Origin of the sequence: Herbiconiux sp. SALV-R1 (assembly GCF_013113715.1) — a bacterium.
Taxonomy (GTDB): Bacteria; Actinomycetota; Actinomycetes; order Actinomycetales; family Microbacteriaceae; genus Herbiconiux.
The window spans coordinates 2,499,786-2,513,294 of record NZ_CP053344.1 but is presented as its reverse complement, the minus strand read 5'-3'; the positions used below and the strand labels follow the sequence as shown (position 1 = coordinate 2,513,294).

The following is a 13,509-nucleotide window of genomic DNA, read 5'->3' as shown; positions in this document are numbered from 1 at the left end:
GCAGGTGGACTGCCCGGCACGGGCCCCCGGAATCCGCCCGGGTGCGATACTCGGGGAGTGTCGACCGAGCTGCGAACCCGCCGCGTGCATCCGGCCTGGATCGTCGCCGCCGTCGCCTTCCTCGCCCTCGTCGGCGCCGCAGGGTTCCGGGCGGCGCCGAGTGTGCTCATGCTGCCGCTCGAGGAGCAGTTCGGCTGGTCGCGCACCGAGCTCTCGCTCGCGGTCACCGTGAACCTGCTGCTCTACGGGCTCATGGCACCGTTCGCCGCCGCGCTCATGGCCAGGTTCGGGATGCGCGCCGTCACCACGGCGGCACTGCTGCTGGTGGGAGCGGGGGCGGCGCTCAGCATCTACGCCACCGCGCCGTGGGTGCTCGTACTCACCTGGGGCGTGATGATCGGGCTCGGCACCGGATCGATGGCGCTCGTGTTCGCCGCGACCGTCGCCGACCAGTGGTTCGTGCGCCGGCGCGGGCTCGTCGTGGGGGTGCTCACCGCGGGCAGCGCCACCGGGCAGCTCGCCTTCCTGCCCTTCATCGCGCTGCTCGTCGAGGAGCAGGGGTGGCAGCAGGCGTCGCTGCTCGTGGCGGTGGGCGCGTTCGTGGTGGTGCCGCTCGTGCTGCTGTTCCTGCGCAACCGGCCCTCCGACCTCGGCATCACGCCGTTCGGTGCTGCGGCCGACTGGACGCCGGCTCCCCGCGCCGCGGGCAACCCCGCGCGCATCGCGCTCGGCACGCTCGCGCGGGCGGCCCGCCGGCGCACCTTCTGGGCGCTGGTGGCGGGCTTCGCCATCTGCGGGGCGACGACGAACGGGCTCGTCGGCACGCACTTCATCCCGAGCGCCCACGACCATGGCATGCCCGAGACCACGGCGGCGGGGCTGCTCGCCGTGGTCGGCATCTTCGACATCGTCGGGACGATCGCCTCGGGGTGGCTCACCGACCGGGTGAACCCGCGCATCCTGCTCGCGGTGTACTACGCGGGGCGGGGGCTGGGGTTGCTGGTGCTGCCGTTCCTGTTGTCGGAGGCCGTGCATCCGCCGATCATCGTGTTCGTCGTCATCTACGGACTCGACTGGGTGGCGACGGTGCCGCCGACCGTCGCGCTCTGCCGCGAGGTGTTCGGGGCCGACGGTCCGGTGGTGTTCGGGTGGGTGTTCGCCGCGCACCAGGTGGGTGCGGCGATCGCCGCGACGGTGGCGGGCGTGGTGCGCGACTCGACGGGGGAGTACACGCTCGCCTGGTTCGGCGCGGCGGGGCTGTGCGCGGTGGCGGCGGTGGTGAGCGTGTCGATCGCGCGCGGGCGACCTGCGGCGCAGGCCGGCACGGGCTCGGGGTCGCCCGTCGACGCGCCCCGCGCCGGCGCCCCGCGCTGACCCGAGCGCGGCGCGCCCACTCCGCTGCCGGGCGACGTGCGCCCGCCGCCGGCCTCGGCCCTGAGCGGCTCGGTGGCGGCGACGTCGCGAGGTCGGGCGAGCGGATGCGCGGGTCAGGTCAGGCGGCGGGTGAGGGTGACGGTGACGGGGTCGCCGAGGTCTTTACCGAGGCGCTTGCGGAGTTTCGCGTTGAGGGAGAGCATGAGGCCGCCCGTACCGGTGGGCATGAGGCCGACGTTCTCGATGGGGATGCCGTCGACGTCGCCGTCGACCCGCACTGCCTTGCCGGTGCCGAAGAACTCGGTCGCGCCAGGCATCTCGACGCACGGCCAGAGCTCGCCCTTCACGTCGACGCCGATCGGTGCGGTGAACGAGTGGTCGAGGGGCTGCGGGAGGTCGGGCATGCGGTCCTTTCGGGAAGCCGGGAGTGGGGAGTGGGGAGGGCCGGCCGCGGGCCGGGTCGGTGATTCAGGATGCGGGCGTGGCCGACGGCCTTGCCGGTGCCGGTACACAGGACACGGTGGCGACCACGAGGTCGAAGAGTTCGGTGAGCTGGGGGGCGAGGGTGGGGAGTCCGCAGGCGAAGGAGAGCAGGAGCACGCGGTCGCCCGGCGTGGCGAGGTAGTAGTCCACCTCCAGGGTGGTGATGCCGGCCTCGGGGGAGTCGGCGGGGGCGGCGACCTCGCGCACGCGGCGCACTGCCGGGCCGCAGGGGAACTCGAGGTCGGTGTCGGGGGCGACGTCGGCCGACGCCCCCACGACGGGCTCGGGCTCCGGCTCCGGCTCCGGCTCGCGGATGGTGCCCAGCACCGCCCGCAGCGCCTCGGCGGGCGTCGGGCCCAGTCGACGCAGTGTCAGCCGCGGGTGGTACACCGTGAGCGTCGCCGGCAGCGGCACCCCCGGCATCACCTCGCGGCACAGGTGCAGTTGGGTGGCCCCGGCCGCCCGGGCGCGATCGGCGGCGAAGAGGAAGCGGCTGCGCAGCTCGGCGCGAGCCGTGGCGTCTTCGTCGCGGCGTCCGACCGTCTCGCGCACCAGTCGGGTGACCGCGCGCTCGGTCTCCTCGGCGCGCGCGACCGGCACGGCCCACCAGTCACCCGGGAGTGCGAAGTCGAAACCGCCGTCACGGGGGCGTCGCGCCCTCGCTGCCGACTCGTCGCTCATGCGGGGGCCTCCTCGTGAAGACGCAGCGTGTTCGCGAACTCGACGCCGGAGCGCACGAAGTCGTCGAACACGAGCAGATCGGGGCTCGACACCTCGAACCTCACGACGACCGCGGGGTCGCCGGGGAAGTACGTCACCACGAGCCGCTGGTGAAGCGCCCGGCCACCGGATGCTCCCCCCGGTTCCACGACGTCGTGCACCACCACGCACGGCAGGCCCGCCAGCTCGACCCGCTCCGCCTGCCGCCGGAACACCGTCGCCTCGTCCGAGACGACCCGCGGGGCCGAGGCCGCCGCCGCGAACTCGTCGATCGTCACGCCGCCGCGCGGCAGGAGCTCGAGGAACGCCCACGCCCTCACCGTCGCCCCGGTCGGCTCGCCGTCGCCGAGGTACACGAAGTACCTCCGCCCCGGCCGACCCTCCGCAGAGACGAGCCGGCGCGCCCGCGCGAGCGGCGCATCCGTCGCCGAGTCGTCTGCGAGCTCACCCGCGGGTACCTCGTGCCAACCGGTGGGGAGGCCGAGGCTGTAGCGGAACTCAACCACGCCCACCACCCCCCGTCGCGACAGCGGCGAGCTTGGGGTCGACCGCCGCGTCGTGCAGACGCTGCGCGAGGCCCCCGAAACCGTCGCCGGCCGCCTGGGCGAGCTGATCGCCGCCGGGCACTCCGCCGATGACGTCGCCGAGCGCTCCGCTGACCAGGTTGCCCACCTTGTCGCTGACGTCGGGCCCGCCCAGCACGCTGCCGAGATCGTGCTGCAGCCGGTCGGCGACGTGCTCGAACCCGCTCCCCGCGAGGGGCGCGAGGGCGTCGCGCGCAGCCTGGTCGAGCGTCTGCTGCACGCTGCTCGCCGCCCGCCCGACGGCGTCGGCGATGCTCGAGCCCGTGGTGTAGACCGAGTCGAACGCGGTGCCGAGCGCCGCAGCGGCGGGGCGACCGAAATCGGCTGCCGCCGTGATGGCCGCGCCAAGTCCGCTCGCGTCGATGCCCTCGGCGAAGTCGGCGCCGACCTTCTCGCCGAGACCCTCCATGGTCGAGGTGAACGAGTCGACACCCGAGCCGAAGGTCGCATCGAGGAAGTCTCCCGCGAGCGGGTTCAGCGAGTCGTAGATCGACCGCGCCTCGCTCCCGCCGAGCGACAGCACCCCGTCGACCACCGTGTCGGTGACCGCCTCGATGCCCTTCGCCACGGCCTGCTTCGCGATCTCGCCGATCGCCGAGCTCGCCGCCTCGCCCACGATGCGGGTCGCCCCGGCCGCCGCCGACTTCGCCGCAGCCCCGAGCGCCCCGCCGAGGGCCGCCCCGCCGAACGCCGCCAGCACGGCGAGCCCGGCCACCACCAGGTCGAGCAGGTGGAACCCGTTCAGCGCGAACTGCAGCAGCGCGAGCACCGCGATGGCGATGTTCACCAGCTGCGCGTAGCCGAACAGCGCCGCAGCGACCGCCGCGAACAACGGCATCACCACGGCGAGCACGGCGAACACCACGGCGAGCACGGTGAGCACGAGCGAGACGATCTTGAGCACCACCGACAGGATGTTCGCCACCAGTTGCACGATGTCGAACAGGTCGCCGAGGTCGTCCCAGAAGCTGTCGTTCAGGTCGCCGAACTCGTTGCCGCGATGGATGCGCGCCGCCGCCACCGACGCCGCATGCCTCAGCTGGTCGCGGGCCGCGTTCCACTCCGTCTCGGCCTGCGAGAGCTCGCGCTGCAGCTGGTCCCACTCGGCGCGCAGCTGCTCCGCCCGGGCGAGGGCGGCGGGCTGCTCGGGTCCGGGCAGCTGCGCCTGCTGGTCGGCCTCGACGAAGCGGGCCCGCACCTCGTCGGCGCGGTAGGTGAGGTCGTGGCTGGCTGCGGTGAGCATCCGAGCCCTGTCGTGCGCGTCGCGCATGGGCCTGACGTACTCGAGCAGCGCCTGGGAGGCCTCGTCGTAGCGTGCGTGCGCCTGCGTGATCGACGAGGCCGCGTCTCCGGCCGACGAGACCAGCGCCGACACCGCGTGGCTGCGGAAGCCGTCGCCCGAGAGCTGCCGCAGCTGCTCGGCGGCCTGCGCGATCGCCTCTGCGGTGCGCAGGTACTGCGTGGCGTCGCGCAGCACGACGTCGGGGTCGCCCGGCAGCGGGCCGAGCTCAGCCATTCGCCAACCCCGCCAGGGTGCGCACGAGCTCGCTGTCGAGCTTGTCGAAGCCGTCGGAGACGAGGTGCACGGCGTCGCTGATCGACCGCACCGCCTCGAGCATGTCTTCCCGGGTGTCTTCCCAGTCGTCGGCGAAGTCGATCAGCACCCCCGCGAGCTCCCCGTCGCCGCACGCGCTCGCCGTCGAGCGGCTCATGCCGCCCGCGGCGTCGAGGGTGTCGACGATGAGCTTCAGGGCGCTGTCGAGCTCCTGCAGCAGGCCCGTGTCGACGAGCAGATCGGCCATCAGTCCTGCCTGATCGCTTTGGCGAGCTCTTCGTCGGTCTTCTGCATCGCCTCGGCCGCCGACCGCAGGAACTGCGACAGGCCCTGCAGCCCCTCGATGGCCTGCGTGGTGCCCGTGGTGAACTTCTGATAGGTCTCGTGGAAGGCGCCCGAGGCCATCTGGGTCTGGAACCCGTCGGCGACGAGCTGGTCGATCAGCCGCCGCAGGTCGGTGAGAGTCGTGGTCATCTGGTCGCGACCGGTGTCGAGCCGCCCGGCGGCTTCGGTCATCTCCTCGTAGGTGACGTTGAGGTTGGCCATGGTGTTTTCTCCTAAGCAGTGGATGGAGCGGTGGGGGATGCGGTGGTGGCCGCCGGCAGCGGCAGATGCACCCGCACGGCCTTGCCGGCGACGTAGTAGCCGCGGCCGGGCGGGAACTCGGAGCGGGCCACCCGCGGCAGCACGGTGCGCAGGATGCTCTCTCCTTCGGCGGGCTCCGGCTGCAGCAGGATTCCGCGACGGGTGTTCTTGATCTCGGCGAGCAGGGGCCAGGAGGAGATCCAGGCGCTCGACTCGGCCTCGGCGATCAGCAGGTGGTCGCTGCGCTTGATCGCACGGATGAGCTCGACGATCGGCGCGTCGGCCGGCGTCGAGAGGAAGTCGCCGATGCCCTCGACCAGCACGGCGATGCGGCGGGCGGGGGCGGTGCCGTCGGTGGGGGAGCCGTCGTTGGAGGAACCGGGGTTGGAGGAGCCGTCGGTGGGGGAGCCGTCGGTGGAGGTCCCGGATGCTGCGGCCGGCGTCGGCGCGGCCGTCACCTCGGCGGCGAGGGCCCTGGCCAGCTCGGCGACCCGCTCGGGCTCCGTGGCCTGCCCCTCCCAGTCGAGCGCGGCGCCGAGCGGCGACCGCCGGTGACCGAGGTAGTGCAGCCGGATGCCCGGGTCGGCCCGCCGGAGCGACTGGGCCAGGGTGAGCAGGGCCGAGGTGCGGCCGCTGCCGGGAGGCCCGGCGACGAGCATCGCTCCCGACGGCTCGAAGCCGATCGGCTGCAGCGTGTCATCGGAGATGCCGAGCACCGGCCGCGAGGCGACGTGCTCGGGGAAGTCGCCGAGCGGCACCTCGGTGGGCAGCGCGCGGATCGCTGCCGCCTCCGCGCGCCCGCTCGTCCGGGCCGCCGCACGCAGCTCGTCGGCGAGCCGCTCGACGGCTGCCGCCTGCTCGAGCACGTTGCGGGTGGCGCCGAGCACGGCGATCTGCGTCTCGTGCCCGTCGAGCAGCGCCCGGCCGGCGGGGGAGCCCTGCCCGAGCACGTCGTCGGGCACGTCGAGCATGAGATAGGAGGAGTCGTCGGAGAGCCGCAGCACCACCCGCCGCGGCACCGACGAGCTCACCGAGGTGGGCACGCTGCCGGGGCGGTCGGCCGTGAACGCGACGTGCACGCCGACCCGCCTGCCCTCCGACAGCAGGCGAAGGAACTCGGAGTATCGCGCCGACCTGCCGCTTCCGGCCTCCCACTCGCTGCGGAACGCCGGGAATCCGTCGACGAGGAGGAGGAGCCGCGGGGTGCCGGGCGCGCCGGCGATGCGGCGGTAGTCGTCGAGCGAACCCGCGTCGACGGCGGCGAAGTCGCGGCCGCGCCGGTCGAGCAGCTCGCCCAGCGTGCGCAGCAGCCGGGCGACCCGTTCGGTGTCGTCGCCCGCGATGACGGAGCCGACGTGGGGGAGCCGTTCGAGCATCCGGAGCCCACCGCCGGCGAAGTCGAGCGCGTACACGTCGGTGGGGTCGCTGCCGGAGGTGAGCCCGGCCGCAGCGGCGAGGGTGCGCAGCAGCACGGTCTTGCCCGAGCCGCCCGTGCCGTACACGGCGAGGTGGCCGTCGACGTCGGGAAGGAAGCGGGCGGTGCGCTGCTCCTGGGTCTCGGGCAGGTCGGAGACGCCGAGCGGGAAGCCGGCAGCGCCGGTCGCGGCCTCGTCGCCCAGGTCGCGGCGGTCGGCGACGACGAGGTCGCGCAGCTCGTACACCGGGGCGAGCTCGTCGAGCCAGGGCCGGCGCGGTGGCCGCACCTCGGCCGCCAGCGCCGCGGTGCCGATGGTCGCGACGATGCGCGCCTCGTCGTTCGGGCCCGTCTCCTCGACGGCCGGTGCGACGGCGCCCGTTCTCGCCTCCCACACGATCTCGGCGCCGAAGCGCAGCTCGGCGACCTTCACCGCGGCGCGCTCCGGCTCGGAGCGGGTGTGCCCGCCGACGTACGCGGTCTGGAACGGGGTGACCTTGCCCGGCCCTGTCTTCGCGATCGCGCGGCCCGGCAGCGAGGGGTCGAACGCGGCGGCGCTCTTCTCGCCGATGACGTCTGTGGAGTCGTGCTCGTCGGCCATGCGCAGCGCGACCCTGAGATTCGTGTTCGCGCGCAGATTGTCTTTGATGACACCGGCCGGTCGCTGCGTGGCCATGATGAGGTGGATGCCGAGCGACCTGCCCCGCTGGGCCACGTCGACGACACCGTCGACGAAGTCGGGAACGTCGGTCGCGAGCGCGGCGAACTCGTCGATCACGATGACGAGCGCCGGAGGGCACTCCGGGTCGCCGCGCTTCTCGAGCTCGAGGAGGTCTTTGGCCTTCTTGCGACCGAGCAGCCGCTCGCGGTGCTGCAGCTCGGCGCGGAGGCTCGTGAGCGCCCGGCGCACGAGGTGCGGGCTGAGGTCGGTGACGAGCCCGACGGAGTGCGGCAGCGCCACGCACTCGGCGAACGCCGAGCCGCCCTTGTAGTCGACGAAGAGGAACGTGACCCGGTCGGGGCTGTACTCCAGCGCCATGCCGAGCACCCAGGCCTGCAGGAACTCCGACTTACCCGAGCCCGTGGTGCCGCCGACGAGGGCGTGCGGGCCCTGGGCGCGCAGGTCGAGGTGCATCGAGTCGGGGCCGGCCACCCCGACGAGGGCGCGGAGTCCGGATGCTCGCCGAGCCGGGCGGGCCGGTGCGGCGGTCGGTGCGCCAGGTGCGGCAGGTGCGCCGGGCGGGGCAGCGGCGTGGGCGTGGGTCGTCGCGGATACGTGCAGCGAGTCGTTCTGCTGCCAGCGGTCGACGACCGAGGCAGCCGTCTCGCCGAACTCACCGCCGACGAGCGCCAGGAACGACACCGAGGGCGGAAGATCGCTCGAGTCGGCGACGCGCGCGCCGGAGTCGACCAGGGGTGCGAGCCGTCGGGCGAGCGCCGTCGCCTGCGGCAGGTCGACGCGCTCGGTGCGCACGGGGGAGACGGCATCGCCGAGGCGCACCAGCCCGACCGTCGCCGCGTCGCTCCCGCCGCTCAGGTCGACCCAGCTGCGGCAGACGGCCGGCAGGTCGCGGATGGTCGACGCCAGCCAGAGGATGTGCACGTCGGCGTCGGCCGCCCGTTCGGCGAGCTGTACCAGTCGTGCCCGGTCGACGGGGGCGTCGTCGGTGACGACGAGCAGCAGCGCGGGCCCGCGCCGACCGGCGGGGGGCGCCGTTGCGCCCTTGAGGCCGACTTTGGCGCCCTCGGCGACCACCGCATCCGCTTCGTCGATCGCCCCGCGGCGGGAGGTCTCGGTGGAGGCGCGGGCGGCGACGAGGTCTTCGAGCGAGGCGAGCAGGGCCTGGCCCGTCGCGGCGCTGTCGGCGAGGTGCAGCTGCGCCCCGAGCGGCGACTGGGGGGAGGAGCTGTGCGGCAGCCAGCCGAGCCAGGCGAACTCGGGCGACCACGAGGCGCTGGTGAGGGCGGCGATCGCCACCTCGGCGGGGGAGTGCAGCCCGGCGGCCTGCACGAGCAGACCGCGCACGTAGTCGGCGGTCGCGGCCCGCTCGCCCGCGACGCCGATCGCGCCGGCCGAGTAGGCGCTCTCGACCAGGGGCACGTCGGCGATGGTCGCGAACGGTGCGACGGCGTCGCGCGCCCTGGTGCGGAGCTCGGGCACGGCCCGCGGGTCGTCGGGGCCGGGTTCGACGGTGTTGCGGCTGGTCAGGGTGCCGGTGCCGAGGCGGAGGGCGAGGAACGACCAGTGCTCGGCGCGGCGGGTCCAGAGCAGCGGGCCGAGTTGCAGGGCGTCGGCGGCGATCTCGGACGTCGCCGGGGTCTCGGCCGACCGCACGGCGCGTTCGCGCGGCACCTCCTCGGCGAGCTGCACGGTGAGGTCGTGCAGTTCGGCGTCGAAGCGGGCGGTCTCCTGGTCGAGGCGGCGCCTGCGGGTGAGACCGTTGTCGAGGTAGCTGCCGAGCACGAGCACCGGGGCGAGCGCCACGAACAGCAGGGCGAAGGGGCTCTGGAACAGGGCGAACATCGCCGCGCCGGTGACCAAGGGGGCGACCAGCGAGATCCATGGGAAGCGGCTCTTCTCGGGCGCCGCCGGTGCCGCGGGCGACGGGAAGGAACGGCCCGGGTAGCGCTGCTCCACCCGCGGCGCCCGGTTGACGGGCAGCACGCCGCCGCGCTCGGCGACGCGGGGAGCGCTGGCGCGGTCGAGGCGCCGGAAGCCGAGCTCGGTGTCGCCGATCACCACGCTCTGGTGCTCGTCGACGGTGACCCGGGTGACCACGCCGCCGTCGATGAGCAGGCCGTTGGCCGAGTTGAGGTCGGCGACCTCGAGGGTGTCGGTGACGATCACCTTCGCGTGCACCTTCGACGCCAGCGGGTCGGCGAGCACCACGGTGCACGACGGGTCGCGCCCGATGGTGCTCTCGCCGAACGGCAGCGGGAACTCGCGGCCGGCGTCGGGCCCGGCGAGCACCCGCGCGATCGCCCCGGGGGTGGCGCGGCTGAGCTCGGAGGGATCGGCGGGGCGGGTGATGCGCACCGTGAAGCCCGAGCCGATCTCGGCCTCGCCGATCGGAGTGCCCGGCACGAGCACGGTCTCCGTCGAGAAGGCGGGCGGCGACACGACCAGGGTGACCGGGCCGGGCGCGGTCGGTTCGACCGGGTCGGCGGCCGCGATCGCCGCGGCGATGTCGCCCACCGAGGCGGTGGCGTCGGTGGTGACGACGATGTTGGCGGGCCCGGCGTTCCGTCGCAGCAGCGTGAACTTCAGGCGCACCCGCTCAGCCCCCGATCAGGAGCACGGCGGCGGCTCCGGCCACCGCCAGCACGAGCACGACGTCGAGCACCACGCCCGGCCAGCGCGGCCTGCGGCGCTCGGGCGCGGAGTACACCGGGGCCGCCTGGGCCGGGGCGGTGGCGGGGCGCCGCACCGTCGACTCGAGGGGAGCGCCGCCGCGGGCAGCAGGGGCGGAGGCGGCGGGTGCGGGGTGCGAGCGCATCAGGGTCTCGGCGCTCGCCGGCGCGCCCGGGGTGCTTGGCGTGCCCGGGGTGCCTTGGGCACCCGGGGGCGCTGCCGCGGGTGGGAACGCCACGGTCGGGGCGGTGGGTGGAGCGGTCGCGGATGCCGGTGCGCCCGGAGCACCGGAGGGGGCGGATGCGGGAGGGAACGCGACGGTCGGGGCGGTCGGTGCTGCGGGCGCGGTCGCCGCCCCTGCGGCACCCGCGGGGAGGACGGTGGTGGGGGCGGTCGGCGCAGCCGGCGCGGTCGGGTAGAGCTGGGTGGGAGGCGGGGCCTCGGCCTCGGCCTCAGGCGGGAGCGGCGTGGTCGCGGCCGCGGTGGTGGCTGCGGTGGCGCCGCCGGAAGCGCCCGCTGTGCCCTCGGCGCCGCCCGCTACGCCGGCTGCGGCCCCGGCGGTGGCAGCACCCGCGGCGGCAGCGCCGCCGGCACTGCCCGCTGCGCTCCCTGCGGTGGCAGCACCCGCGGCGGCGGCGCCACCCGCGCCCACGGCGCCCGCCCCGGTCGGCGCGGTCGTGGCGGGGAACGCCGCGGTCGGGGTGCCGGTGCCGCGGGCGAAGGGGTCGTCGAGTACGTCAAGCCCGGTCACCGGGAGGCCGAACTGCTGCTGCGCCTGCTGCAGGGCGCGGCCGAACGACAGTGCCGAGGTGTGGCGGGCGGTCGGCGACGTGGCGAGCGCGGTGGCGAGCAGCGCTTCCAGGGCGGGGGGAACATCCGCTCGACCGATGGGGGGCAGAGCTCCCGCGGCGGCCCGGGCGAGAAGCGCGTCGGGGGTGTTGTCGCCGCCCACGACCTCGAACGGCGCCCGGCCCGCCAGTAGCGTGTACACGGTGGCGGCGAGGGAGTAGACGTCGGCGGTGGGGCGCAGCACGGCCCCGTCGCCGAAGGTCTCGGGGGCCGCCCAGGGCACCGAGTAGGCGTCGGGCGCGTGGGAGGTGCCGACCGTTCCGGCGATGCCGAAGTCGGCGAGGGCGGGGCGGCGGTAGTCGGTGACGAGCACGTTGGCGGGCTTGATGTCGCGGTGCAGCACGCCCGCGCGGTGGGCGGTCTCGACGGCACCCGCGAGCTGCACCCCCACGGCCAGCGCCTCCTCGACCGGGATGCTCTGCTGCCGGAACCGCCGGCCGTAGTCGGGCAGTGCGCAGTACTCCATGACGAGATAGGCGCGGCCGTCGCCCGTGACCCCCGCCTGGTGGATGGTGACGATCGACGGATGCGACGACAGCTGCGCCATGAGGTTCGCCTCATCGCGGAACCGTGCCACAGCGGCGTCGTCGACCGCATCGTCGTGCAGCACCTTCACGGCGACGCGTCGCCGGGGCAGGTGCTGCTCGTAGAGGAACACGTCGGCGAAACCGCCCGACCCCAGGGTGTCGAGGTAGTCGAAGCCGTCGAGCAGCGGTGGCAGGCCCGTCATCCGACGTACCCCGTGTTCACGACGTCGACGGTCTTCGAGGTCTTGCCGCCGGGGCCGACGACGGTCACCGCGTAGGTCTCCATGGCGTTCGAACACTGGAAGTCGAGCGAGATGGAGCCGTTCAGCCCCACCTGGCTGAAGGGCGCGGCCTGGGCGTCGGAGGTGCTGATGCCGAACCAGGCCTCCTCGCCGCCGCTGCTGGTCCAGCTGAAGCTCACGACCGGTGCGGGGGCGATGCCGACGTTCCCGTCGGGGGCCTCGGAGGGCGGCGAGCAGGCGACAGGTCCCGAGGAGGTGAACGACTCGATCACCGGGGCGGCCGTGCCGCCGGTGCCCCCGCCGTCGGTGCCGCCACCGCTGCCACCGTCGCCGGTGCCCCCGCCGTCGCCCGCCGAGGGGAGAGTCGGAGTCGGCGTCGGTGTGGGCGTCGGGGTGGGTGTGGGCGTCGCTGACGGCGTCGCCGGCCCTGACGTCGCCGTCTCGGTGGCGACCGGGTCGGCGACCGTGCTCGACGGGGCGCTGACGTAGCGCAGGGCGATGAGCACGAGGAGCACCAGGAGCGTCGCGCCCAGAACCGCCCTGATCACGGTGTGCACCACGGCACCCGCGCGCGATCGCCTCGCGGGAGGGGGAGGAGCCGGGGTCATCGGCGGGAACCTCTTCTGGTCGGCGGCGTCACGGGCACGAACATCATCACCGTAGCCGTCGCGACCCTCCCGGTCGAGGGGCAAATCGTGAGATGCGCGCCGCCCGTCAGGAGGCGGGGTCGAGCTGCATCGGGTTCTCCTGGCCGGTGAGCGTGCCGTCGGGCATCCAGCGCACCTCGAGGTCGGAGATCTGCGCGCCGGAGGGGAGGCTCCCGGTGTCGGGGCCGGGTGCCGGCACCGGCGACGACACCCGCAGCAGCAGGCCGTCGGCGGGGAAGGCCGTCTGCCACACGCACGAGGCGGCGTACGACCCCTGGGTGTCGACGTGCACGAGGCACACCCGGTCGTCGACGTCGCGTGCGGCGTAGAGCGCGCCGGTGGCGGTCGGGCCGAGCGGCCGCAGGGTCGTCTCGCGCAGCCGCAGTGAGTGCAGCACCGGGGGGAGGTCGCTCGGCACCTGCTCGCGGTCGAAGATCTGCAGGGCCGCGGGGGTGTCGACCGTGGCGCCCGGGGAGGCCTGGGCGCCCGGGGCGAGGCCGTTGAAGCCGCCTTCGGAGTTGCCTGTCCACCCCGCCGAGACGCCCTCGGCGGAGGGGCCGCCGAGCGCCCCGCTGCCCAGGGCGATCCCGCCGGCGACGCCCGCGAGGAGGGCGACTGCGGCGACCGCGGCGAGGGTGAGGGCGGAGGGGGAGCGGGGGCGGCGCGGGTCGAGGACGGTGGGGCCAGGCTCGAGGTCGTCGACGCCGAGGGGGTCGGTGCCGAGAGGGTCGCCGGTGCGGAGGGGGTCGGCGGTGCCGAGGGGGCCGTCGACGCGTGCGAGGTCGGAGGAGTCACCGCCGCCTGAGCCCCCAAGGGGCTGTGCCGCGTCGTCCACCTCCCGCTCCGCCGCCCGCACGGCCCGCTCGATCGCGGCCCGGTCGGCGGCCAGCTCGGCCAGCAGCGCCTCGAGAGCCGCCGGTGCCGCGGGGTCGCCGTGTCGCGCATCCGGACCGTAGACGGCCGCCTCGAGCTCGGCGAGTCGGGCGTGCGGAGACGGCGTGCCGTCGGGAGCGGGCCGATCGGGGCGCCCGAGCCACCAGAGCGCGTCGAGGGCGTCGTGCCGGCCGTCGTAGGCCCGCACCAGTGCCTCGCGGAAGCGCTTGTCGCGCCGCGCCCTGCCGTAGGCGTCTGGCGAGCTCGGGATGGCCATGATCGAGGCTAGCGCTCCTCACGCCGC

General features: G+C 74.7%; 11 protein-coding genes. 1 reads left to right on the top strand and 10 read right to left on the bottom strand.

Annotated features, from left to right (window positions below):
• The first annotated feature begins 57 nt into the window (after nt 1–57).
• Nucleotides 58–1,374, top strand: a complete 1,317-nt coding sequence (locus HL652_RS12005; protein ID WP_253743222.1) for an MFS transporter — start codon at nt 58–60, stop codon at nt 1,372–1,374.
• Between the two features lie 113 nt (nt 1,375–1,487).
• Here the strand turns inward: HL652_RS12005 and HL652_RS12000 are convergent, their stop codons facing one another.
• The 10 genes from HL652_RS12000 to HL652_RS11955 all read right to left on the bottom strand — a co-directional run bounded on the left by HL652_RS12000 (nt 1,488) and on the right by HL652_RS11955 (nt 13,482).
• Complete coding sequence (locus HL652_RS12000; protein WP_171705530.1) at nt 1,488–1,778, bottom strand: DUF1905 domain-containing protein; 291 nt, start codon at nt 1,776–1,778, stop codon at nt 1,488–1,490.
• Between the two features lie 64 nt (nt 1,779–1,842).
• Nucleotides 1,843–2,538, bottom strand: a complete 696-nt coding sequence (locus HL652_RS11995) for a hypothetical protein (RefSeq protein ID WP_171705529.1) — start codon at nt 2,536–2,538, stop codon at nt 1,843–1,845.
• A complete protein-coding gene (locus HL652_RS11990) occupies nt 2,535–3,083 on the bottom strand; it encodes a hypothetical protein (RefSeq protein WP_171705528.1) in 549 nt (182 codons plus the stop codon). Before HL652_RS11990 ends, HL652_RS11995 begins: the two co-directional genes overlap by 4 nt.
• Complete coding sequence (locus tag HL652_RS11985; RefSeq protein ID WP_171705527.1) at nt 3,076–4,677, bottom strand: hypothetical protein; 1,602 nt, start codon at nt 4,675–4,677, stop codon at nt 3,076–3,078. The genes HL652_RS11990 and HL652_RS11985 overlap by 8 nt, the downstream gene beginning before the upstream one ends.
• Nucleotides 4,670–4,963 carry a hypothetical protein gene (locus HL652_RS11980; protein WP_171705526.1) on the bottom strand — a complete coding sequence of 98 codons (294 nt, stop codon included), beginning with the start codon at nt 4,961–4,963 and terminating at the stop codon, nt 4,670–4,672. Before HL652_RS11980 ends, HL652_RS11985 begins: the two co-directional genes overlap by 8 nt.
• A complete protein-coding gene (locus HL652_RS11975; protein WP_171705525.1) occupies nt 4,963–5,262 on the bottom strand; it encodes a WXG100 family type VII secretion target in 300 nt (99 codons plus the stop codon). Before HL652_RS11975 ends, HL652_RS11980 begins: the two co-directional genes overlap by 1 nt.
• 11 nt (nt 5,263–5,273) lie before the next feature.
• The gene (locus HL652_RS11970) at nt 5,274–9,989 is read right to left on the bottom strand and encodes an FtsK/SpoIIIE domain-containing protein (protein WP_171705524.1); all 4,716 of its coding nucleotides are present in this window, start codon (nt 9,987–9,989) and stop codon (nt 5,274–5,276) included.
• 4 nt (nt 9,990–9,993) lie between these two features.
• The gene (locus HL652_RS11965) at nt 9,994–11,646 is read right to left on the bottom strand and encodes a protein kinase domain-containing protein (RefSeq protein ID WP_171705523.1); all 1,653 of its coding nucleotides are present in this window, start codon (nt 11,644–11,646) and stop codon (nt 9,994–9,996) included.
• The gene (locus HL652_RS11960) at nt 11,643–12,293 is read right to left on the bottom strand and encodes a hypothetical protein (protein ID WP_171705522.1); all 651 of its coding nucleotides are present in this window, start codon (nt 12,291–12,293) and stop codon (nt 11,643–11,645) included. The genes HL652_RS11965 and HL652_RS11960 overlap by 4 nt, the downstream gene beginning before the upstream one ends.
• Nucleotides 12,294–12,399: 106 nt before the next feature.
• Complete coding sequence (locus tag HL652_RS11955; protein ID WP_171705521.1) at nt 12,400–13,482, bottom strand: hypothetical protein; 1,083 nt, start codon at nt 13,480–13,482, stop codon at nt 12,400–12,402.
• Between the last annotated feature and the right edge of the window lie 27 nt (nt 13,483–13,509).

What these genes read in the sequence shown, in the direction of transcription:
- HL652_RS12000 (WP_171705530.1), bottom strand. Translation starts at nt 1,778, where the DNA reads ATGCCCGACCTCCCGCAGCCCCTCGACCACTCGTTCACCGCACCGATC.
- HL652_RS11995 (WP_171705529.1), bottom strand. Translation starts at nt 2,538, where the DNA reads ATGAGCGACGAGTCGGCAGCGAGGGCGCGACGCCCCCGTGACGGCGGT.
- HL652_RS11985 (WP_171705527.1), bottom strand. Translation starts at nt 4,677, where the DNA reads ATGGCTGAGCTCGGCCCGCTGCCGGGCGACCCCGACGTCGTGCTGCGC.
- HL652_RS11980 (WP_171705526.1), bottom strand. Translation starts at nt 4,963, where the DNA reads ATGGCCGATCTGCTCGTCGACACGGGCCTGCTGCAGGAGCTCGACAGC.
- HL652_RS11975 (WP_171705525.1), bottom strand. Translation starts at nt 5,262, where the DNA reads ATGGCCAACCTCAACGTCACCTACGAGGAGATGACCGAAGCCGCCGGG.
- HL652_RS11965 (WP_171705523.1), bottom strand. Translation starts at nt 11,646, where the DNA reads ATGACGGGCCTGCCACCGCTGCTCGACGGCTTCGACTACCTCGACACC.
- HL652_RS11960 (WP_171705522.1), bottom strand. Translation starts at nt 12,293, where the DNA reads ATGACCCCGGCTCCTCCCCCTCCCGCGAGGCGATCGCGCGCGGGTGCC.
- HL652_RS11955 (WP_171705521.1), bottom strand. Translation starts at nt 13,482, where the DNA reads ATGGCCATCCCGAGCTCGCCAGACGCCTACGGCAGGGCGCGGCGCGAC.